The 22,335-nt window shown below is 65.3% G+C and carries 18 protein-coding genes; 5 read left to right on the plus strand and 13 right to left on the minus strand.

What is annotated here, in order from left to right:
- Positions 1-40 precede the first annotated feature (40 nt).
- The 4 genes from LU671_RS02295 to fdhD form a co-directional block, all read right to left on the minus strand.
- The gene (locus tag LU671_RS02295) at positions 41-850 is read right to left on the minus strand and encodes a CheR family methyltransferase (protein WP_232854828.1); all 810 of its coding nucleotides are present in this window, start codon (positions 848-850) and stop codon (positions 41-43) included.
- A gap of 209 nt (positions 851-1,059) precedes the next feature.
- Positions 1,060-1,539: a glycine zipper domain-containing protein gene (locus LU671_RS02300; protein ID WP_050703337.1), complete on the minus strand. Its 480-nt coding sequence runs from the start codon at positions 1,537-1,539 to the stop codon at positions 1,060-1,062.
- A gap of 361 nt (positions 1,540-1,900) precedes the next feature.
- Positions 1,901-4,246, minus strand: a complete 2,346-nt coding sequence (locus LU671_RS02305; protein WP_232854829.1) for an FdhF/YdeP family oxidoreductase — start codon at positions 4,244-4,246, stop codon at positions 1,901-1,903.
- 8 nt (positions 4,247-4,254) lie between these two features.
- Positions 4,255-5,082: a formate dehydrogenase accessory sulfurtransferase FdhD gene (gene fdhD / locus LU671_RS02310; RefSeq protein WP_203648788.1), complete on the minus strand. Its 828-nt coding sequence runs from the start codon at positions 5,080-5,082 to the stop codon at positions 4,255-4,257.
- Positions 5,083-5,257: 175 nt separating this feature from the next.
- Between fdhD and lysM the strand changes: the two genes are divergently transcribed.
- Complete coding sequence (lysM, locus tag LU671_RS02315; RefSeq protein ID WP_028689196.1) at positions 5,258-5,698, plus strand: peptidoglycan-binding protein LysM; 441 nt, start codon at positions 5,258-5,260, stop codon at positions 5,696-5,698.
- Between the two features lie 111 nt (positions 5,699-5,809).
- On the opposite strand, the gene yrfG is transcribed toward lysM, so the two are convergent.
- Positions 5,810-6,472 carry a GMP/IMP nucleotidase gene (gene yrfG, locus LU671_RS02320; protein WP_232854830.1) on the minus strand — a complete coding sequence of 221 codons (663 nt, stop codon included), beginning with the start codon at positions 6,470-6,472 and terminating at the stop codon, positions 5,810-5,812.
- 64 nt (positions 6,473-6,536) lie between these two features.
- On the opposite strand from yrfG, the gene nudE reads away from it, so the two are divergent.
- Positions 6,537-7,103 carry an ADP compounds hydrolase NudE gene (gene nudE, locus LU671_RS02325; RefSeq protein ID WP_232854831.1) on the plus strand — a complete coding sequence of 189 codons (567 nt, stop codon included), beginning with the start codon at positions 6,537-6,539 and terminating at the stop codon, positions 7,101-7,103.
- Positions 7,100-7,927 (plus strand): 3'(2'),5'-bisphosphate nucleotidase CysQ, encoded by an 828-nt coding sequence (gene cysQ, locus LU671_RS02330; RefSeq protein ID WP_232854832.1) that lies wholly within the window; start codon positions 7,100-7,102, stop codon positions 7,925-7,927. The genes nudE and cysQ overlap by 4 nt, the downstream gene beginning before the upstream one ends.
- A gap of 112 nt (positions 7,928-8,039) precedes the next feature.
- On the opposite strand, the gene LU671_RS02335 is transcribed toward cysQ, so the two are convergent.
- From LU671_RS02335 to rfbB, 7 genes are read right to left on the minus strand one after another with little or no spacing between them, the layout of a single operon-like run.
- Complete coding sequence (locus tag LU671_RS02335; protein ID WP_203648777.1) at positions 8,040-8,495, minus strand: thioesterase domain-containing protein; 456 nt, start codon at positions 8,493-8,495, stop codon at positions 8,040-8,042.
- Positions 8,492-9,898, minus strand: coding sequence for a sigma-54-dependent transcriptional regulator (locus LU671_RS02340; RefSeq protein WP_232854833.1), 1,407 nt, complete (start codon positions 9,896-9,898; stop codon positions 8,492-8,494). The genes LU671_RS02335 and LU671_RS02340 overlap by 4 nt, the downstream gene beginning before the upstream one ends.
- Positions 9,895-11,709, minus strand: coding sequence for a sensor histidine kinase (locus tag LU671_RS02345; protein ID WP_232854834.1), 1,815 nt, complete (start codon positions 11,707-11,709; stop codon positions 9,895-9,897). Before LU671_RS02345 ends, LU671_RS02340 begins: the two co-directional genes overlap by 4 nt.
- A 39-nt stretch (positions 11,710-11,748) precedes the next feature.
- Positions 11,749-12,609 carry a dTDP-4-dehydrorhamnose reductase gene (rfbD, locus tag LU671_RS02350; protein WP_232854835.1) on the minus strand — a complete coding sequence of 287 codons (861 nt, stop codon included), beginning with the start codon at positions 12,607-12,609 and terminating at the stop codon, positions 11,749-11,751.
- A complete protein-coding gene (gene rfbC, locus LU671_RS02355; protein WP_186712097.1) occupies positions 12,606-13,151 on the minus strand; it encodes a dTDP-4-dehydrorhamnose 3,5-epimerase in 546 nt (181 codons plus the stop codon). Before rfbC ends, rfbD begins: the two co-directional genes overlap by 4 nt.
- The gene (gene rfbA / locus LU671_RS02360) at positions 13,148-14,023 is read right to left on the minus strand and encodes a glucose-1-phosphate thymidylyltransferase RfbA (protein WP_203648764.1); all 876 of its coding nucleotides are present in this window, start codon (positions 14,021-14,023) and stop codon (positions 13,148-13,150) included. The genes rfbC and rfbA overlap by 4 nt, the downstream gene beginning before the upstream one ends.
- On the minus strand, positions 14,020-15,102 hold the full coding sequence (gene rfbB / locus LU671_RS02365; protein ID WP_203648756.1) for a dTDP-glucose 4,6-dehydratase: 1,083 nt from the start codon (positions 15,100-15,102) through the stop codon (positions 14,020-14,022). Before rfbB ends, rfbA begins: the two co-directional genes overlap by 4 nt.
- A 187-nt stretch (positions 15,103-15,289) precedes the next feature.
- Here rfbB and LU671_RS02370 point away from each other — a divergent pair, with 187 nt between their 5' ends.
- Together LU671_RS02370 and aguA are read left to right on the plus strand one after the other, a co-directional pair.
- Positions 15,290-18,190: an aminotransferase gene (locus tag LU671_RS02370; protein ID WP_232854836.1), complete on the plus strand. Its 2,901-nt coding sequence runs from the start codon at positions 15,290-15,292 to the stop codon at positions 18,188-18,190.
- A gap of 244 nt (positions 18,191-18,434) precedes the next feature.
- Positions 18,435-19,541 (plus strand): agmatine deiminase, encoded by a 1,107-nt coding sequence (aguA, locus tag LU671_RS02375; RefSeq protein ID WP_050703352.1) that lies wholly within the window; start codon positions 18,435-18,437, stop codon positions 19,539-19,541.
- 604 nt (positions 19,542-20,145) lie between these two features.
- Here aguA and LU671_RS02385 read toward each other — a convergent pair.
- Complete coding sequence (locus LU671_RS02385; protein ID WP_232854838.1) at positions 20,146-22,236, minus strand: TonB-dependent receptor; 2,091 nt, start codon at positions 22,234-22,236, stop codon at positions 20,146-20,148.
- Positions 22,237-22,335 lie beyond the last annotated feature (99 nt).

Here is a 22,335-nt window from a genome sequence, read left to right on the forward strand (position 1 = left end):
ATCAGTCCTTGTCTGCCGATGGGCGCGGCAGTGCCTCTTATCATAGGCGTTCGAACACCGACGGCAGTAGTGGACGCAGGGGCAGGCCCAGGGCGTGGACGCTCTCGCTGTGACCGATGATCATCAGGCCACCGGGGCGCAGGTGTGCCAGCAGGCGCTGGAGTACCTCGTTCTTGTACCGTGGCGCCAGGTTCGACAACAGGTTGCGCAGCAGGATGACGTCGAAGCGGCCGAGCTGTTCGGGCAGGGGCCGGATCAGGTTGAGCGCCTCGAAGCGCACCTGCTCGCGCAGGGCCGCCGTGACCCGCAGCCGGCCAGCCATCTCGTCGACGCCGCACAGGCAGTGGCGGGCCAGCCAGCCTTCGGGGAAGTAGCGTGCCTGGGCGATGTCGTAGATGCCGGCAGCGGCGGTCTCCAGCAGTTGTGGGTCGAAGTCGCTGGCCAGCACCTGCCAGTCGGGATGGCGGGCGTTTTCGGCGGCGACCATGGCCAGGCTCCAGGCTTCCTCCCCGGTGGCGCAGGCGGCGCTCCACAGGCGTGCGGGGTGGTCAAGGTCGGCCAGCCAGCGGGCCAGGCATTCGAAGTGGCGATGCTCGCGAAAGAAGTAGCTGTCACGGGCGACCAGCAGGCGCAGCAGGTGCTCGTGCTCCTCCGCGCCTCGGGGGCTGTCGAGCAGGGCGAGGTAGCGTTCGAAGTCCGTCAGGCCCAGGGCCTTGAGGCGCTTGTGCAGGCGCGCCGCGACCACGGCACGGCGATCGTCGGCCAGTTGCACGCCGGTGGCCTGCACGACCCGCTGGCGAATTGATGCAAAGCTGGCTTCGCCGAGCAGTGGCGGGCGACGACCGGGCATCCTTCAGCCTCTCCTGGCCCGGGGCAGACAGACGGGGTCGGTGATGATCGTGCGCATTCCCTGCGTCCTGTGCTTGATCGAAACAGCGATGATAACTAGTGGCTAGTGGCCTCCATATCGGGGCAGCCCCTAATCCTCTGGCGGGTATGCAAACGAAAAGGCCCTGCCGATGAGGGCAGGGCCTTAGGCCTCGGGCGTAAGCCTGGCCATCAGTCATGGCGCCAGTGGCGCTTGTGCTTGCGATGGCCGTAGTGGTGGCCGCGGTCGTAGTAGCGGCGATCGTCGTAGTCGCGACGGTAGCGACGTTCGTGGCGTTCGTCTTCGTCGGCCTTGTTGCCCATGTAGTTGCCCAGTGCGCCACCAGCGCCACCACCGGCGGCTGCGCCGATGTAGCTACCGGTGGTGCCGCCCACGGAGCGACCCACCACGTTGCCGCCTGCGGCGCCCAGTGCGCCACCGATGGCCGCTTCGCCACGCTGGCGCTTGTCGGCACCCAGCGCACCGCCGGCCGCGCCGCCCAGACCGGCACCGATGGCGCCACCGGTGCTACCGCCGATGGAGTTGCCCACCACGGAGCCCAGTACCCCACCCAATGCGCCGCCAATGCCGGCTTCGGTGGTGCCGCCTGCCATGGCAACGCCGCTGAGCAGACCAAAAGACAACAACAGAATCGAGGAGTACTTCTTCATCAAGAGAGCCTCAGAGGGATGACGAAGCGGAATTTGAGGCTCGCCGAGGCGCCTGGCAATCGGAATCCGACGAGTAGCACGAGTTGTACACAATTCTCTAAGTTATTGAATTATGTATGAAACTTTCTCGATTTTCGGTTGTCTGAGCTATTTATGACGAAGCCCTGAACCGTTGCGGAACAGGGCTTTTTTGTGGGCAATTGCTCGGAATCTGCGCTTGCCCTTGTAGGAGCGGCCTTGTGCCGCGAAAGGGGTGCGAAGCGCCCCCACGATTTGTGCATCAAGCAGATATCGCCGGGGCCGCTTTGCGGCCCTTTCCGGCCGGTCCGACGCCTCGGCAAGGCCGCTCCTACAGGACGGTTCAGATGATGCGCCCGTCGTCCCGCGCCCGCTCCAGCTTGATGGCGATGAACTTCGACGTCGGCGTATGGCTGCCGTCGCCGATGCTTTCCAGCGGCACCAGCGGGTTCACCTCTGGGTAGTAGGCCGCCGCCTGGCCGGCGGGAATGTCGAACGCCAGCAGGGTGAAGCCATGCACCCGGCGCACATGCTCATCGCCCCACAGCGACACGATGTCGACCTTCTGCCCTGGCTGGAAGCCCAGGCGGACGATGTCGGCTTCGTTGACGAACAGCACGTCGCGCTGGCCGCGCACGCCGCGGTAGCGGTCGTCCATGCCATAGATGGTGGTGTTGTACTGATCGTGCGAACGCATCGACTGCATGATCAGGTCCGGCAACTGGCCGCTGGCGCGCACGCGCTCGTCGAGCAGGCTGTCGGGCAGCAGGTTGGCCTTGAAGTTGGCACGGCCGCTGGCGGTCTTCCACTGGCGGCTGCCGGCGCTGTTGCCCAGATAGAAGCCGCCGGGCAGGCGCAGGCGTTCATTGAAGTCGGCAAAGCCGGGGATGGTGTCAGCGATCAGGTCGCGGATGCGCGCGTAGTCGGCCACCAGCCAGTGCCAGTCCACCGGCTGCTTGCCCAAGGTGGCGGCGGCGATGCCGGCGACCACGGCCGGCTCCGAGCGCATCTGCCGGGACAGCGGCTTGAGCTGGCCGTTGGAGGCATGGACCATGCTGAACGAGTCCTCCACCGTCACCGCCTGCGGGCCTTCGCCCTGCAGGTCGATATCGGTGCGGCCCAGGCACGGCAGGATCAGCGCTTGCTTACCGTGAACCAGGTGGCTGCGGTTGAGCTTGGTGCTGATGTGCACGGTCAGCTCGCAGTTGCGCAGCGCCTGCGCGGTGCGCTCGGTGTCCGGCGTGGCCTGGGCGAAGTTGCCGCCCAGGCCGATGAACACCTTGGCCCGGCCGTCGAGCATGGCGTGGATCGCCTCGACGGTGTTGTGGCCGTTGTGGCGCGGCACCGGGAAGCCGAAGCGCTTTTCGAGGGCGTCGAGCAGGAAGACTGGCGGGCGTTCGTTGATGCCCATGGTGCGGTCGCCCTGCACGTTGCTGTGGCCGCGCACCGGGCACAGGCCGGCGCCCGGCACGCCGAGGTTGCCGCGCAGCAGCATCAGGTTGACGATTTCCTGGATGGTCGGCACCGAATGACGGTGCTGGGTGATGCCCATGGCCCAGCACATGATCACCCGCTTGCCTTTGCAGTACATGCGCGCCGACAGTTCGATGTCGGCCAGGGTCAGGCCCGATTGCGCCTGGATCTGCTCCCACGGGGTGGCATCGACCGCTGCCAGGTACTCGTCCACGCCATGGCCGTGCTCGGCGATGAAGGCATGGTCGAAGATCGCCGGCTCGCCCTTGGCCTGGGCTTCACGCTCCCACTGCAGCAGGAACTTGGCCATGCCGCGCAGCAGCGCCATGTCGCCGCCCAGGGCCGGGCGCAAGAACGCCGTGTTGGTCGGGCGATCGGTGTTGGTCAGCATCTCCAGCGGGTTCTGAGGGTGCTGGAAACGCTCCAGGCCACGCTCCTTGAGCGGGTTGACGCAGACCACCTGGGCACCGCGCTTCACCGCGTCACGCAGTGGGTCGAGCATGCGTGGGTGGTTGGTGCCGGGGTTCTGACCCAGGACGAAGATCGTGTCGGCGTGCTCGAAATCGTCGTAGGTGACCGTGCCCTTGCCCACGCCGACGCTTTGACCCAGCGCCACGCCACTGGCCTCGTGGCACATGTTCGAGCAGTCGGGGAAGTTGTTGGTGCCGTAGGCGCGCACGAACAGCTGGTACAGGTACGCCGCCTCGTTGCTGGCCCGGCCGGAGGTGTAGAACTCGGCCTGATCAGGGCTGGACAGGTTGTTCAGGTGACGGGCGATCAGGGCGAAGGCCGCGTCCCAGTCGATCGGCCGGTAACGGTCGGTGACCGGGTCGTAGACCATCGGCTCGGTCAGGCGGCCCTGGTATTCGAGCCAGTAGTCGCTCTGCTCGCGCAGCGCGCTGACGCTGTAACGGGCGAAGAACGCCGCATCGACGCGACGCTTGGTGGCCTCCCAGTTGACTGCCTTGGCGCCGTTTTCGCAGAACTTGACCATGCCGCTTTCGGGCGAGTCGCCCCAGGCGCAGCCGGGGCAGTCGAAACCGCCGTTCTGGTTGGTCTTGAGCAGGGCGCGGATGTTCTTCAGGGCGTTGTCGCTGCCTACCCAGGCCTTGGCCACGCTGCGCAGCGCGCCCCAACCGCCGGCGGGTCCGGGGTAGGGCTTGTAGCGAGGGGTGGAGGCGGGGGCGTTGTCTGGCAGTTTTTCGTAGGAGGTCACGGCTGTTGCTACTCCGCCGCTGGGCTGAACACCCGCGGTGCGCTGTGTTTGGGCAGATGGATAAGGTTGAGGTTGTGCTTGCGCGCCCATTGCAGGGCCAGGCCCGTGGGCGCGGAGAGGCTGACCAGGGTCTGGATACCGGCGCGCAGGACTTTCTGGATCAGCTCCAGGCTGCAGCGGCTGGTGACGATGGCCAGGCCGCCGGTGGTGTCGATGCGCTGGCGCAGCAGGGCGCCGATCAGCTTGTCCAGGGCGTTGTGCCGGCCGATATCCTCGCGACCCAGCAGCAGCTGGCCGTCGCGGTCCATGAACAGCGCCGCGTGCACCGCGCCGCAGTGCTGGCCGAGGGGCTGGAAGGCGTCGATGCGCTGGCGCAGGTCCTTCAGCCAGTGCGCGGGCGGCAGCGGCGCGCCAGGCAGCACGTCCAGCTCGGGCAATGCCTGCTCCAGGGCCTCGACGCCGCACAGGCCGCAGCCGCTGGTGCCGGCCAGCTGACGGCGCTGGTTCTTCAGGTTCCAGAAGGCGCGGCTGGAGATCTCCAGGTCGGCATACAGCGCCGAGCCGCTGCCGGAGAGCTTCACGTCGTAGATTTCTTCGGTACCGGCGACGATGCCACTGCCCACGCTGAAACCGACGGCGAAGTCTTCCAGGTCGGTCGGGCTGACCAGCATCACCGCCTGGTTCAGGCCGTTGTAGACGATGGCCAGGGCCACTTCCTCGGCCAACGGCGTGCTTTCGCGAGCTGTGTCGGTGAGCTGGACGTAGTCGTAGGTGTTACTGGCGGCGGGCAGCGCAAAAGACGTGGACGCCGCGCAGACCGGTGGCTTGCTGTTCATCGGGGCGAATACCGGCTGGCAGTTTGACCCCACAAGCCTAGGCCCCTGTGCCGGTGGCGTCTAATCGCTAGCGTCTATGCCGTGATAGAGCGCGTCGATTGGTCGCAGTGGGGCGGGATGAGGGATCCTGGCCTAGACTCCTGCTTCCATGGATTCACCATCAAAGGAGCGCCACATGAGCCTGTTCAGTTTCGTGAAGGAAGCCGGCGAGAAGTTGATCGACCTGCTGACGCCGGGCAATGCCAATGCCGAGGAACAGTTGAAGAAGCACGTCCAGGACGTGGGTCTGGGCAACCCGAACATCTCGGCCACTGTAGAGGGCGACAAGGTCATTCTCAAGGGCGAGGTGGCCAGCCAGGAAGAGAAGGAGAAGATCATACTGGCCGCCGGCAATATCGCGGGGGTGGCTTCGGTGGATGACCAGATCACCGTCACCGGGCCGGTGGCCCAGGCGGCGCGGTTCGTCGAGGTCGAGAAAGGCGACACCCTGAGCGCCATCTCCAAACGGGTCTATGGCGATGCCAACAAGTACCAGAAGATCTTCGAGGCGAACAAGCCGATGCTGAAGGATCCCAACAAGATCTATCCGGGGCAGGTGCTGCGTATTCCGGATTAATCTTCATCGTCTGATCCGGCTCTTTCGCGGGTAAACCCGCTCCCACAGGTACTGCACCACATTCAAGGACTGTGCAACTCCTGTGGGAGCGGGTTTACCCGCGAGAGGCCCTCACAGGCCAACCAGTAACTCCCGGTAATCCTCGACCGCCGCAAACTCCTGGGTATCCCGAGGCTCCGCCCGACTGTCCGGCTGGCGCACCGCCAGTAGATGCCCCACCCCGAACCGCCGGGCACTGCGCAGAATCGCCAGGGTGTCGTCGATGAACAGGCTGCGCGCCGGTTCGAAGCCGATATCCGCGTGCAACGCGTCCCAGAACTGCGGACTCTCCTTCGGATACCCATAGTCATGCGAACTGATCAGCCGTTCGAAGTACGGCGCCAGTTCCACCCGCTCCAGTTTCAGCGACAGTGAATCGCGGTGCGCATTGGTGATCATCACCACCCGCTTGCCCGCCTTGCGCACGGCCGCGAGGAAGGTGTCGGCATCCGGCTTGAGGGCAATAAGGTCGGCGATCTCCTGTTTCAGCTCGCGGATCGGCAGGCGCAGCTCACGGCTCCAGAAGTCCAGGCAGTACCAGTTGAGTGTGCCGGCATGCTGTTCGAACAGCGGGCGCAGCTCAAGCTCGGCCATGGCCCGGCTGACGCCATGCAACTCGGCGTAGCGCTGGGGCAGGTGCTCCAGCCAGAAGCGGTTGTCGTAGTGCAGGTCGAGCAGGGTACCGTCCATGTCCAGCAGGACGGTATCGATGGCGGACCAGGGAAGAACGGGCATGGGAAATTCTCGATCAGTCGGCAAGCCACGGTATAGTAACCCGTTCACGCCAAGGAGCCGCCCCATGCGCCAGAAACCCACCGTCCTCAGCCGCGAGATCGTCGCCAGCAGCCGCCTGTTCCGGGTCGAGGCCGTGCAGTTGCGCTTTTCCAACGGCACCGAGCGCACCTACGAGCGATTGGTCGGTCGTGGCAACGGTTATGGCGCGGTGATGATCGTGGCCATGCTCGATACCGAGCACGCGGTGCTGGTCGAGGAATATTGCGGCGGGACCGATGAATACGAGCTGTCCCTGCCCAAGGGCCTGATCGAGCCGGGCGAGGACGTGCTGGCTGCCGCCGACCGGGAGCTCAAGGAAGAGGCCGGGTTCGGCGCACGCCAGCTGGAGCACCTGACCGAGCTGTCGCTGTCGCCCGGCTACATGAGCCAGAAGATCCAGGTGGTGCTGGCCTCGGACCTGTACGAAGAACGCCTGGAGGGTGACGAGCCCGAGCCGATGCGGGTCGACAAGGTCAACCTGCGCGAGCTCTCGGCCCTGGCCATGCACCCGCAGTTCACCGAAGGTCGGGCGCTGGCGGCGTTGTACCTGGCCCGTGACCTGCTGATCCAGCGTGGGGTGCTGAGGGTATGAACGATCGGCAATTGATGCAGGACGTGGTGAATCTCGCCCGTTCGGCCGGCGAGGCGATCCTGCCGTTCTGGCGCGCCGATGTGGCCGTGACCAGCAAGGCCGACGATTCGCCGGTGACCGCTGCCGACCTGGCGGCTCATCGGGTGATCGTGGATGGGTTGCAGGCGCTGGCACCGCAGATCCCGGTGCTGTCCGAGGAAGATTGCGAGATTCCGCTGGCCACCCGCCAAGGCTGGCAGCGCTGGTGGCTGGTCGATCCGCTGGATGGCACCAAGGAGTTCATTGCCGGTAGCGAAGAGTTCACCGTCAATATCGCGCTGATCGAGAACGGCGAGGTGGTGTTCGGGGTGGTGGCGATGCCGACCAATGGCCGCTGTTATTTCGGCGGGCGCAACCTGGGGGCCTGGCGTGTGGAGCGTGATGGCGGTGCGCAGCCGATCCAGGTACGCAACGCGCCACCGCAGGGGGCGAAGTTTACCGTCGTCGCCAGCCGTCGGCATTCCAGCCCGCAGCAGGAGGCCCTGCTGGCCGGGTTGAGTGGTGCGGTGGGTGAGCTGGAGCTGGCCAATATCGGCAGTTCGCTGAAGTTCTGCCTACTGGCCGAAGGCAGTGCCGACTGTTATCCGCGGTTGGCGCCGACCTCGCAGTGGGATACGGCGGCTGCGCAGGGCGTGCTGGAAGGGGCCGGGGGTGAGGTGATCGGGCTGGATGGGCTGGCGTTCCGGTATCCGGCGCGGGAGTCGTTGCTCAATCCGTTTTTCCTGGCGTTGCCCAAGGCTGCCGGTTGGCGGAAGGCGTTGGTTGAGCTGGTGGACGCTATCTGAGCTTGAGATAGCTGGGGCTGCTTTGCAGCCCTTTCGCGGCACAAGGCCGCTCCTACAGGGGATCACGTTTCCCTGTAGGAGCGGCCTTGTGCCGCGAAGGGCCTCCAAGCTTTCAGCGATGCAACACGTACTGCCCGCTGAACCTCACCGCAGGCTCGTCGCTACCCTCGTTGCTCACCACCGTCTCCAACGTCAGCCGCGCCCGCCCGCGACGCTGGTACATCGTCAGGAACCGCTCCCAGGTCTTCTCGTCCGGCGCCGGGCACTGTGCCACCGCCGTACCGGTAACCGGCAGCGGATAACTGATCTGCCCTTCCTGGATGACGATATGCCCGTCATCGATCCCCAGCTCGCGCAGGCGCAGGTGCAGCCAGCCCCAGCCCACCAACACCGCGCCGCAGTACAGGCTGCCGCCGAACATGGTGCTCTTGTGGTTGACGTTGGGGGCCAGCGGCAGCTTCAGGCGCAGACAGTGCCGCTGCCAATCGATGACTTCCATCCCCATCTCGCGGGTCAGGGGAATATCACTGTGCAACACGGATTGCAGGTACTGGCTGTCGGTGCTCATGGACGGTTGTCCTCCTGGTCGTCGTGCCCGCCGCCGCCGTCGAAGCTCAGGCCATGCTTGCGCAGCTTGTCGTGCAGGGTCTTGCGCGGGATGCCGAGGGCTTCGGCGAGGCTGCGCATCGAGTTGTGCGGTTGGCCCAGCTCGGCGGCGATCAGCGAGCGTTCGAACTGCTCGACCTGCTCGCTGAGGTTGCCGGTTGGCACGGGCACCTGGATGTCATGGATCGCCGCGGGCGCCTGGCCATCGAGGGCCAGCTCAAGGCCCAGGGCGAAGCGTTCGGCTGCGTTCTGCAGTTCGCGCACGTTGCCCGGCCAATCGTGGCGCAGCAGCACGGCGCGCTGCGCCGGTTGCAGGCTGTGGGGCGGCAGGCCGTGGCGCTCGCTGGCGGCGTCGGCGAAGTGCTGGAACAGCACGAGGATGTCATCGCCGCGCTCGCGCAACGCGGGAATACGCAGCGGCGCGACGTTGAGGCGGTAGTACAGGTCGGCGCGGAAGCGGCCCTGGTCGGCAGACTGGCGCAGGTCTTCCTTGGTCGCGGCAATGATGCGGATATCCAGCGGGATCAGCTGGTTGCCGCCCAGGCGTTCGACAACCCGTTCCTGCAGCAGGCGCAGCAGCTTGACCTGTACATCCAGGCTCATGCTCTCGATCTCATCGAGGAACAGTGTGCCGCCGTTGGCGAACTCGAACTTGCCGATCCGGCGTTTCTGCGCCCCGGTGAAAGCCCCGGGCTCGTGGCCGAACAGCTCGCTCTCGACCACGGACTCGGCCAGGGCGCCGGCGTTGATCGCCACGAACGGGCCGTCGCGGCGGCTCGACAAGTCGTGCAGGGCACGGGCCACCACCTCTTTGCCCGCACCGGTCTCACCGAGGATCAGCACATCGGCGCGGGTCCCGGCGAGAGCGCCGATCTGCTCGCGCAGGCGCTGCATGCCCGGCGACTGGCCGACCAGGCGCGTGGCCAGCTGCTGGCGGTCGCTCAGGGCCAGGCGCAGGCTGCGGTTGTCCAGCACCAGGCGGCGCAGGGCCAGGGCACGGCGCACGCTGTCGAGCAGGGCGTCGCTGGCGAAGGGCTTTTCGAGGAAGTCGTAGGCGCCGGCGCGCATTGCCTGCACCGCCAGCGGCACATCGCCGTGGCCGGTGATCAGCAGTACCGGCAGCTCGTTGTCGCGGGCATGCAGTTGTTCCAGCAGTTGCAGGCCATCGATGCCGGGCATGCGGATATCGCTGACCACCACCCCTGGCCAGTCTTCCTCGATGCGCCCGGCCAGGCCCTGGGCGTCGGCCAGGGCCACGACCTTGAGCCCGGCCAGGTCCAGGGTCTGGCTCAGGGCCTGGCGCAGGTGCGGGTCGTCGTCGACCAGGAGCACCTGGGCGTGGCTGTCGATCAGTGTCTCGGTCATGCCGAGGTGTCCTCCGAAGATTGCAGGTTGGCGCCGGGCTTGGCCACACGCAGTTTCAGCGTCAGCAGGGCACCGCCTTCCGGGTGGTTGCCCAGCAGCAGCTCGCCGCCCAGCGCATGCATCAGGCTTTCACAGATGGCCAGGCCCAGGCCCAGGCCCTGGGTGCGGGTCTTGGTGGTGAAGAACGGTTCCTTGGCGTGCTCCAGGGCCTGGCGGCTGAAGCCGGGGCCATTGTCGCGGATGTACAGGTAGACGCAGTCATCCTGGCGTTCGGCACTCAGCCACAGCCTGCGTGGGTTGGCTTTCTCGGTGAGGGCATCGAGGGCGTTGGCCAGCAGGTTGCCCAGCACCTGGCGCAGGCGGGTCTCGCCGGCCTGCACCCACAGGGTAGCCTCGGGCAGGTCGCGCACCAGTTCCACGGCCATGGCCCGGCGGCGCTTGGCCAGCAGCGCGAGGGCGTCGTCCAGGGCCGGTTGCAGGGCCACGCTTTCCGGGGCGTGCTGGTCGCGGCGGGCGAAGGCGCGCAGGTGGGCGATGATCGAGGCCATGCGCCCGGTCAGCTCGCCGATCAGCTTGAGGTTGCCGCGCACGTCCTCGGTGCGCTGATGATCAAGCAGGATCTCGGCGTTCTCGGCGTAGCTGCGGATGGCCGCCAGCGGCTGGTTCAGCTCGTGGCTGATGCTGGCCGACATGGTGCCGAGCACCGATAGCTTGCCGGCCTGGACCAGTTCGTCCTGGGCGCGCACCAGCTCTTGCTGGGCGCTCTCGCGCTCGAGCACCGCGCTCTTGAGTCGGGTGTTGAGGCCTTCGAGGTCGGCGGTGCGTTCGATCACGCGGTTTTCCAGCTCCTGGCGGGCACGGGCCTCGAAATCGATACGGTCGATGTAGTGGCGACGGCGCTGCATCACCAGGCCAGCCAGGAGCATGGTCACCAGCAGCGCGCCGCCGCCGATGGCCATGACCGTCTGCACCGAGCGGTCGACCAGCAGGCGCGGGGCGAGGATGCTCACCTGCCAGCCGGTTTCCTTGATGTCGCGGGTCTGGATCAGCCAGGCGGCCTGGTCGAGGGTCAGCGGCTGCGGCGCCTGGGTCGGGTAGGGCTGGATGGCGACGATGGCCTGGCGCTCGGCCGCGGTCAGCTCGCGGGTGGCGCGAAAGCGCCAGTCCGGGCGCGAGGTGAGCACCACCACGCCGTTCTGGTCGGTCAGCAGCAGTTGTTCCGGAGTGCGGCCCCAGAGGGTCTCGGTGTGATCGAGATCGACCTTGACCACCAGCACGCCGATCACCTTGTCGCGGTCGTGCACGGCGGCGGCGAAGAAGTAGCCGCGCTTGGCCGAGGTGGTGCCTTGGCCGAAGAAGCGCCCCAGGCGGCCCTCCATTGCTTCGATGAAGTAGGGGCGGAACGAGAAGTTGCGGCCGACGAAGCTGTCCTGCTTGTCCCAGTTGGAGGCGGCCAGGGTGTTGCCGCTGACATCCATCAGGTACATCACCTCGGCGCCGGTCTGCTGGGTGATGTGCTTGAGCAGGCGGTTGGCGTTGGTCACCGCCTCGAGGCGCAACGGGTCGGCCAGCACGCTGCGCAGCGCCGGCAGGTCGCCGAGGATCTGCGGCAGGGTTTCATAGCGGTGCAGGGTGCCCAGCAGGTTGGCGACGTAGAGGTCGAGGGTCTGGCGGTTCTGCGAAGCCAGTTCGTCCTGATAGTAGCGCTCGGCCAGGTGGTGCAGCGGCCACAGCAGCGGGGCCAGGCACAGCGCCAGCAGGGCCAGGCTGCGCCAGCGGGGGCGGCGGGGAGGCGTGGGTCTTGGGATCATTGCGATAATGGCGCCAGTAGGATCTGGCGCAATTATGCGCTACTTGAGGCAGTCGATGAGTGCATCGTGCCAGTGTGGCTGGCTGACCTGCCATTCGTGGGCCAGGCGCGAACAGTCCAGGCGCGAGTTGAGCGGTCGCTTTGCCGGTGTCGGGTATTCGCTGGAAGGGATCGGCAGCAATTCGGCGCAGGGCAGGCCACGGGTCTTGAGCTGTTCGCCGATGGCCTGGGCGAAGCCGAACCAGGAGGTTTCACCCTGGGCGGTCAGGTGGTAGGTGCCCCAGGCGCCGGCCTGGCCGTTCTGCCAGCGCTCGATCAATGCACGCGTACTGGCTGCAATTGTGGCTGCCCAGGTCGGGGCGCCGATCTGGTCGTCCACCACTTTCAGTTGAGCGCGTTCCTGAAGCAGGCGCTGCATGGTCAGCAGGAAATTGCGCCCATGCAGCGAATAGACCCAGCTGGTGCGCAGGATCAGGTGTTCTGCGCCTGCTGCGCGGATCGCCTGTTCTCCGGCCAGCTTGCTGCGTCCGTAGATTCCCAGGGGGTTGGGCGCGTCGTCCTCGTCGTATGGCGTGGCCTTGCTGCCGTCGAAGACATAGTCGGTGGAGTAGTGGATCAGTGGCACGCCAAGGCGTGCGGCTTCCTCGGCCACTATTCCTGGCGCCTCGGCATTGATGGCGAAGGCCAGTTCCGGCTCGTTCTCTGCCTGATCCACCGCAGTGTGTGCCGCCGCATTGATGATCAGGTCGGGGGTCTGTCGGCGCAGTGGTTCGCGCAGCTGTTCCGGTCGGGCCATGTCGAACTGGTCGCGGCCAACCAGGCACACCTCGCCCAGTCCGGCCAGGGCGCCCTGCAACGCCTGGGCAACCTGGCCATTGTGGCCGCAGACAAGGATTTTCACGGGAACAGCTCCGCATCCTTGAACAATTTGCCGGCCTGGTCCTTGGCGGACAGGATCGGTGCTTCCAGCAGGCCCCAGTCGATCGCCAGCTGAGGGTCATCCCAGCGGATGCAGCGTTCGGCGCTCGGGGTGTAGTAATCGGTGGTTTTATAGAGGAAGTCGGCCGACTCGCTCAGCACCAGGAAGCCATGGGCAAATCCTGGTGGTATCCAGAATTGACGGTGCTCCACGGCGCTCAGTCGCGTCGCGACCCACTTTCCACAGGTAGGTGAGCTTTGCCGCAGGTCCACGGCGACGTCGAGGACCTCGCCCTGCATGACCCGCACCAGTTTCCCCTGGGGATTGTCGATCTGGTAGTGCAGGCCGCGCAACACGCCCTTTTGCGAGCGTGAGTGGTTGTCCTGCACGAAGTTCACGTCAACGCCAGCCTTGTCGGCAAAATCCCGTGCGTTGAAGCTTTCGAAGAAGAAGCCACGGCTATCACCAAAAATCTTCGGTTCGATGATCAGAACATCCGGGATGGCCGTGGCGATGATATTCATGGGGTCTCTTCTATCAATTTACTGAGGTACTGTCCGTACCCCGTCTTCTTAAGTTCTTCGGCCTTCTTCTGCAATTCTTGACGGCTGATCCAGCCTTTCTGATAGGCGATCTCTTCCAGGCACGCGATTTTCAATCCCTGCAGGTGCTCGATGGTCCGCACATACTGGGAAGCTTCCAGGAGGCTGTCGTGGGTGCCGGTGTCGAGCCATGCAAGGCCGCGCCCCAGGCGCTCCACGCGCAGGTCGCCACGCTCCAGGTAGGCGTTGTTGATGTCGGTGATCTCCAGTTCGCCGCGTGGGGAGGGTTTGACCCCCTTGGCAATCTTCACCACATCGTTGTCGTAGAAGTACAGGCCGGTAACCGCATAGCTGGACCTTGGCTTGGCTGGCTTTTCTTCGATCGACAAGGCCCGGCCATTGCCGTCGAACTCGACCACGCCGAAGCGCTCGGGGTCCTTGACCCAGTAGCCGAACACCGTGGCGCCGGCCTGGTGCTTGACCGCGCGCTGGAGCTGTTCGCTGAAACCCTGGCCATGGAAGATGTTGTCGCCCAGGATCAGGCATACCGAGTCGTTGCCGATGAACTCCTCGCCAATCAGGAAGGCCTGGGCCAGGCCGTCGGGTGACGGTTGCTCGGCATAGCTGAGGTTGATGCCGAACTGGCTGCCGTCACCGAACAGCTGGCGGTACTGCGGAAGGTCGGCGGGCGTGGAGATCAGGAGGATATCGCGGATACCCGCCAGCATCAGGACAGAGACCGGATAGTAGATCATCGGTTTGTCGTAGATGGGCAGCAGCTGCTTGGAGGTGGCCAGTGTGATCGGGTGCAGGCGAGTGCCGGAGCCGCCGGCGAGGATGATGCCCTTGGTCATGCGATCGAATCCTTGTAATCGTTGTTGCCCAGTCGTTCACGCTGATAGCTGCCATCCTGGACATGGCGGCACCATTCAAGGTTGTCCAGGTACCACTGGACGGTCTTGCGCAGGCCTGTCTCGAAGGTTTCCTCGGGAACCCAGCCCAGTTCGCGCTCGATCTTGCTGGCGTCGATGGCATAGCGCTGGTCGTGGCCCGGGCGATCCTTGACGAAGGTGATCAGGTCAGCGTAGTTCGCAATTCCTGCAGGGTGTTGCGGAGCCAGCTCCTCGAGCAGGGCACAGATGCCACGCACCACATCGATGTTCTTCTGCTCGTTGTGGCCACCGATGTTGTAGGTCTCGCCGACCTCGCCTTCGCTCACCACCTTGAACAGTGCGCGGGCGTGATCCTCGACGAACAACCAGTCACGCACTTGCAGGCCATCGCCATAGACCGGCAGCGGCTTGCCTTCGAGGGCGTTGAGAATGACCAGTGGAATGAGCTTCTCGGGGAAGTGGAACGGCCCATAGTTGTTGGAGCAGTTGGTCAGCAGCACCGGCAACCCGTAGGTACGGTGCCAGGCGCGGACCAGGTGGTCGGAGGCCGCTTTGCTCGCCGAATAGGGCGAGCTGGGGGCGTAGGGCGTGGTTTCGGTGAACAGGTCGTCGACCCCGTGAAGGTCACCGTAGACCTCGTCGGTGGAAATGTGATGGAAGCGGAAAGCCTTGCGCTCCTCGTCGTCCAGCGTGTTCCAGTAACCCCGGGCAGCCTCCAGCAGGCTGTAGGTGCCGACGATGTTGGTCTGGATGAAGTCCGAAGGACCGTCGATGGAGCGATCCACATGCGATTCCGCCGCCAGGTGCATGATGGCGTGTGGCTGGAACCGGGCGAGCACAGCACTGACGGCGGCCTGGTCGACGATATCGACCTGGGCGAACTCATAGCGCGAATTGCTGGCGATGCTCGACAGTGATTCCAGGTTGCCTGCATAGGTCAGCTTGTCGAGATTGAGGACTTCATGCTCGGTATTGCTGATGAGGTGGCGTACCAGGGCCGATCCGATGAAACCGGCTCCCCCGGTAATGAGAATACGCATGTCGGATTCCCTTTCCTTCCAATAATGACGGTGGCTAACGGGCTCACAGCTTGTCGGCTGACAAGGCGGGAGGCAAGTTGAATGCGCCGGGTTGCATGTCCAGCGCGACGAAACGCCAATTGTACGCTGCCAGCTTGCCAATTTGCCTGCCTGGTGGCGTCATACAAGAAAAACGAGGTTTTTCGCCATGCCGCTTTCCACCCTGATCCAGCGCTCCAGCTTGCCCGCTCCTTCGCTCAGCGAGGCCCGGGCCCATGCCTTGCTGCGGGCGCATTACGATCTGGAGGGAGACCTGCAGTCGCTGGGCAGCCAGCAGGACCTGAACTTCCAGGTCGATGGCCGCGATGCGCGTTATGTGCTCAAGGTCTGTCACGGCAGCTACGCCAAGGTTGAACTGGAAGCCCAGCATGCCGCGTTGGGTCATTTGCGCGAACGCGCATTGCCGGTACCTGCGGTCCGACGGGCCATCGACGGCGAGGATCTGCTGGCGCTGGATATCGATGGCCAGGCTCTACGCGTGCGTTTGCTCGATTTTATCGACGGTCAGCCGCTGACCCGCCTCAAGCACATGGCCCCGCGGTTGATGGCCGGGATGGGGGCGCTCTGTGCCAAGGTCGACAGGGCCTTGGCCGATTTCGATCACCCAGGGCTGGAGCGCACCCTGCAGTGGGACCCGCGGCACGCTCAAGCGCTGATCCAGTACCTGTTGCCGGTGTTACAGGATGCCCGACGTCGCGAGCAGGTGGCACAGGTCGCCGAGCTCGCAGCCACTCGCCTGCAACCGCTGGTCGAGCAGTTACCGGTCCAGGCCGTGCACCTGGACATCACCGACGACAACGTGGTCTGGGCCCGTGATGACCAGCGGCAGTGGCAGGTGCAGGGCGTCATCGACTTCGGCGACCTGCTGCGCACCTGGCGCATCGCCGACCTGTCGGTAACCTGCGCCGCCTTGTTGCATCATGCCGAGGGCGACCCGTTGCGCATCCTGCCAGCGGTCAGCGCCTATCACGCGGCGAACCCGTTGCAGGAGGTTGAGCTGCGCGCCTTGTGGCCGCTGGTGCTGAACCGCGCCGCGGTGCTGGTGCTCAGTAGCGAGCAGCAGCTGGCGATCGACCCGGACAACCAGTACACCCGCGACAACATCGACCATGAATGGGAGATCTTCGACACCGCCTGCGCCGTGCCCGCCGCGCTGATGGAGGCGGCGATCCTGCAGGCGGCGGGCCAGGTGCCCGTGACGCCGGACATGAGCGCTTGCGCCGCGTTGCTGCCGAGTCTTGCCGGGCAGCCGGTCGCCCGGGTCGACCTGGGCGTGCTCAGCCCCCTCTGCGAGGTGGGCAATTGGGAGCAGCCGGGCTTCGACCAGCGCCTGCTCGCCGCCCAGCCGGGGCCGGCGTGCAGCCTCCATGGGCAGTACCGCCTGTCGCAAACCCATATCGATCGGCCCGAAGAGCCGGCCACCTGTGCCCTGGGCGTGGAGCTGAGCCTGCTGCCCGGCAGCGCGCTGCAAGCCCCCGAGGCTGGTGTATGGCAGCGCACCGGAGATGGTCGTGGCTGCCTGCGAACCACGCACTGGAGCCTGTGGCTCGCTGGCCTGGAAGAGACGCCGGCCGATGGCCAGGCGCTGCTCAAGGGGCAGGCGCTGGGCGCGACCTGTGGCTTCCTCAGCGTGCAGCTGTGCCTGGATGCCGATACCCGCCCACCGTTCTTCGCCACACCGTCCCACGCATCCGCCTGGCTGGCCCTGTGCCCGTCACCGCAAGCCCTGCTGGGCTTCGACTGCGATGCCGAGCCACTGGCCGACGCGCAGGCCCTGCTGGCCCGTCGCGATGCCAGCTTCGCCCGCTCGCAGAAGCATTACTACGCCCAGCCGCCGCACATCGAGCGCGGCTGGCGCAACTACCTGATCGACATGCAGGGCCGCTCGTACCTCGACATGCTCAACAACGTCGCGGTGCTTGGCCATGGCCATCCGCGCATGGTCGCCGAGTCGGCGCGCCAGTGGTCGCTGCTCAACACCAACTCGCGCTTCCACTACGCGGCCATCGCCGAGTTCTCCGAGCGCCTGCTGGAAGTGGCCCCGGAAGGCTTTGACCGGGTATTCCTGGTCAACAGCGGCACCGAGGCCAACGACCTGGCGATCCGCCTGGCCTGGGCCTACAGCGGCGGACGCGACCTGCTCAGCGTGCTGGAGGCCTACCACGGCTGGTCGGTGGCCACCGACGCGATCTCCACCTCCATCGCCGACAACCCCCAGGCCCTGGAGACCCGTCCGGACTGGGTGCATCCGGTGGAGGCGCCGAACACCTTCCGCGGCCGCTACCGGGGCGCCGACAGCGCCGCCGACTATCTGCGCGACGTCGATGCCAAGCTGGCCGACCTCGACGCCCGTGGCCGCCAGCTGGCAGGGATGATCTGCGAGCCGGTGTACGGCAACGCCGGGGGCATCTCGTTGCCGCCGGGCTATCTGCGCGAGGCTTATGCCAAGGTGCGCCAGCGCGGCGGGGTGTGCATCGCCGACGAGGTGCAGGTCGGCTATGGGCGCCTGGGCGAGTATTTCTGGGGTTTCGAGGAGCAGGGCGTGGTGCCGGACATCATCACCATGGCCAAGGGCATGGGCAACGGCCAGCCGTTGGGCGCGGTGATCACCCGGCGCGAGATCGCCGAGGCACTGGAGGCCGAGGGCTATTTCTTCTCCTCGGCCGGAGGCAGCCCGGTCAGTTGCCGCATCGGCATGGCGGTGCTGGATGTGATGCGCGACGAAGGGCTGTGGGACAACGCCCGTGACGTCGGCCGCCACTTCAAGGCACGCCTGCAGGCATTGGTCGATAAATATCCGCTAGCCGGCGCCGCCCACGGTTCCGGGTTCTACCTGGGGCTGGAACTGGTGCGCGATCGCCAGACCCTGGAGCCGGCGACCGAGGAGACCATGATCCTGTGTGATCGCCTGCGTGACCTGGGGATCTTCATGCAGCCTACCGGCGATTACCTGAACATCCTCAAGATCAAGCCGCCGATGTGCACCACGCGGGCCAGCGTGGACTACTTTGTCGACAGCGTGGAGCGGATTCTGAGTGAAGGTTTGTGATATCGATTTTTATCGGATTTTGTGCGTCGTTTATACGAAAACGGTCTTGCCGATAACTTCTAAAGTCGATATTTATCGTTTATAAATGTCCGCTTTACCGTAGCCGGGACCGCGATGCGGTCCTTTCGCGGCACAAGGCCGCTCCTACAGGTCCCACACATTTTCTTTGTAGGAGCGGCCTTGTGCCGCGAAAGGCGCGCGCAGCGGGCCCTGGACCACCGACAGTTGCCATCAGAGGCCATCGATGAAAACGCTCAACTCGACTCCCCGCGCCGACGGTTTCCATATGCCCGCCGAGTGGGCCCCGCAGACCCAGGTGTGGATGGTCTGGCCGGAGCGCCCGGACAACTGGCGTCTGGGTGGCAAGCCGGCGCAGGCCGCGCACGTGACCCTGGCCAAGGCCATCGCCCGTTTCGAGCCGGTCACCGTGGCGGTGTCCGCCGGCCAGTACGAGAATGCCCGTCGCCAGCTCGACCTGCCCAACATCCGCGTGGTCGAGATCAGCAACGATGACGCTTGGGTGCGTGACACCGGGCCGACCTTCGTCATCAACGACCATGGCGAAGTGCGTGGCGTGGACTGGGGCTTCAACGCCTGGGGCGGCTTCGACGGTGGCCTGTACGCCCCCTGGAACCGCGACGAAGAGCTGGCCGCCAAGGTCATGGAGATGGAGCGCGTGCAGCGCTACCACACCGAAGGCTTCGTGCTCGAGGGCGGTTCGATCCACGTCGACGGCGAAGGCACCCTGATCACCACCGAGGAATGCCTGCTCAACCGTAACCGCAACCCGCACCTGAACCGCGAGCAGATCGAGGAGATCCTGCGCGAGCACCTGGCGGTCGAGACCATCGTCTGGCTGCCGGACGGCCTGTACAACGACGAGACCGATGGCCACGTCGACAACTTCTGCTGTTACGTCAGCCCCGGCGAAGTGTTACTGGCCTGGACCGATGATTCCAATGACCCCAACTATGCACGCTGCCATGCCGCCTACGAGGTGCTGAAAAACACCCGTGACGCCAAAGGCCGCGAGTTCGTGGTGCACAAGATGCCGATCCCGGGGCCACTGTATGCCACCCAGGCGGAATGCGACGGCGTCGATCATGTGGTGGGCAGCCAGGAGCGTGACCCTTCTGTGCGCCTGGCCGGTTCCTACGTGAACTTCCTGATCGTCAACGGCGGCATCATCGCCCCGAGCTTCGACGACCCGGCCGATGCCCAGGCCCGGGCGATCCTGGCCAAGGTCTTCCCGGATCACGAAGTGGTGATGATCCCGGGGCGCGAACTGCTGCTTGGCGGTGGCAATATCCACTGCCTGACCCAGCAGCAGCCGGCACCGGTAAAACGTTGATCGGCCAATGAGTGAAAAACCCGTCGGATGACGGGTTTTTTTATGCTCGCGATAGTCGGTCGGGCGGCATGGCACAGCAATTGTATTGATTTTTCCTCGTGCTTCAGGGGAATGGACCTACGCCATTCTGTAACGCGCCTGAAGTACCTTAGCCGCTCACTAGGCCCGGGGAGTACGTGAGGAAATGAACGCAGCAAGTGAGTCGGCTTTGCCCCCAGCGGCAGCCAGCCACCGATCGCTCAGAATCCTGGCTCAGTGGTTGAAACGTCATGGAGACAATCGGGTCAGGACGACCGACCCACGACGCCTGCTGGATGGGCGATACCCTCAAGGCCTGATCAGCGAGGAAGAGCTCGAAGCTCTGCTGGCTGTCTGGCATTGATCGGGAAGGAACCCGTCGCAGAAAAAAACGCCACCGCATCTGCGGTGGCGTTTTCGTTTGTGAGGCGTGCAGCAGAAGTACGCATCCCCTGTGTGTAGGAGCGGCCTTGTGCCGCGAAAGGGCCGCAAGGCGGCCCCGGCGATCTTGCATGAACGCTGAAATCCTGGGGCCGCCTTGCGGCCCTTTCGCGGCACAAGGCCGCTCCTACAAAGGCCATGTAACTTAGAAACTATACGTCCCGGTCACCACCAGGCTGCGCGGATCGCCCACCTGGATCTGCGCGGCGCTGGTGGCCGAGCTGTAGTAGGTCTTGTCGGTGATGTTGCTCAGCGCCGCGCGCACATCCCAGTCATGAGTGCGGTAGCCCGCCAGCGCGTCCCAGCGGCCATAGCCCGGCAGGATCACGGTGTTCTGGTTGTCGGCGTAGCGGTCGCCGACCAGGGTCAGGCCGGTTTCGGCGTACCAGCCCAGCTCCGGTTTCCAGGTGACGAACAGGCTGGCGTTGCGCTTGGCCACGTCGTTGATGCGGTTGCCCTGCTGGCCGTTGTTGTCCTTGACGATGGTCGCGTCCTGCAGGCCGATGCCGCCGCGCACATACCAGTTGCCCACCACGTTGCCGGTAGCGGTCAGCTCGATGCCGCGCGAGCGTTGCAGGCCGCTGAGCTGGATCAGCTCCGGGTTGATCGGGTCGCGGGTACGGCGGTTGTACAGCTCCAGTTCGTAGATCGCGAGGGTGGTGCTCAGGCGCTGGTCGAACCATTCGCTCTTGACCCCGATCTCCTTCTGCCGGGTCTGTTCCGGGTCGGTCTGGTTGGTGTTGCCGGCCGCGCCCGGGGTGATGCCGATCAGGCCGCCGCCGACCGGGGAGTAGGTCTTGCTCCAGGACGCATAGAAGGAGTGGTCCTGCCAGGGCGTGTACACCACGCCGATGCGCGGGCTGAAACTGTTGTCCTTCTGCTTTTCCGAGATGTCGCGCAGCTTGTTGGTGGTGTCCACCTCGAACTGGTCGAAGCGTACGCCCGCCAGCAGTTGCCACTGGTCGTTGAGGCGGATCTGGTCCTGCAGGTAGATACCAGTGCTCTCGACGTCGGTGTGGTTGTTGCTGGACACCCGCATCGTGCCGTTGTGCTGCTGGCCGGCCGTCGAGCCCTGCACGGGTACCGATGGCACGCCGACGCCCTGGTGCAGCAGCGAGTTGCGGCGTTGCTCGCCCATTTCCAGGCCCACCAGCAGCGTGTGCTCAAGGCCAAAGGTCTCTACATGGCCTTCCAGCTCGACGGTGTTGTAGAGGTTGCGGGTGCTCAGGTCCTGTTGCCAGCGCTGGCGATCCACCAGCCCGGCAGCCGGGCGGTAGGCGGTCAGGTAGGTGTTGTCGAAGTCGCTCTCCAGGGTGAACAGGCTGAAGGTGTGGCGCAGTTGCCACTGGTCGTTCAGCTCGTAGTTCAGGCGCGAGCGCAGCGATTCGGCGCGGTCGTTGATGTAGTCGCGCTGGGTGTCGCCGTAGGTGGTCTTGCGGCTGACATCGGCCGGGCGCCCGGTGAGCGGGTTGCCGGGGATGCCGCGATCAGGGGTGCGGTCGTAGCGGCTGTACTCGTACTGCACCAGCCAGTTCAGCTCGGGGGTGATCTGCCAGCTCATGGACGGCGCGAACAGCTGGCGGTGGTTGCCGTCGATGCCGTCGCGGAAGCTGTTTTTGTCTTCGTTGCCCAGGTTCAGGCGCAGGCTGAGGGTGTCGCTGGGGTCGGCGCTGAGGTCGGCGTACAGGCTGCGCAGGTCCTGGCTGCCGCCCTGGGCCTCGATGCTCGAGCGGCGGCCGTGCTCCGGCGCCTTGCTCACCCGGTTGACGATGCCGCCCTGGCTGCCACGGCCATAGAGCACCGCCGCCGGGCCCTTGAGCACCTCGACCCGCTCGATGTTGTGCAGGTCGCGGGTGTACTGGCTGTCGTCGCGGATGCCGTCCAGGTAGAAGTCGTTGCTGGCGTCGAAGCCGCGGATGCGCAGGCTGTCGAAGCGGGTGTCGGCGCCGCTGCTGACGTTGGGGATGCCTTCCAGCGCCTTGCCCAGGTTGCTGCTGCCGTAGTCCAGCACGTTGCGGGTCTTCACCGAGTCGATGGCCTGCGGCACATAGCGCGCCGGGGTCGAGGTGCGGGTCGCGGTGGTCACGTCCTTGACCCGCGGGTTGTCCTCTTCGCGGGTGCTGTCGGCGGTCACCGAGGTTTCCGGCAGGGTCGTGGTGGCGGCACTGGCCAGGCCGGCGCTGAACAGCAGTGACAGGCCCAGGGTCAGGGGGGAAAGGCGGCAGGGGGCAGGCATCGAAGGCGTCCAAGGAATGGAGTGAGAAATTGGGCGCGAATGGTAATGCTTGCTATTTACTGTTGCATCGACATTTGTAAAGGGTTGTCTTTACATATG

Origin of the sequence: Pseudomonas sp. NMI760_13 (assembly GCF_021283245.1) — a bacterium.
Taxonomy (GTDB): Bacteria; Pseudomonadota; Gammaproteobacteria; order Pseudomonadales; family Pseudomonadaceae; genus Aquipseudomonas; species Aquipseudomonas peradeniyensis.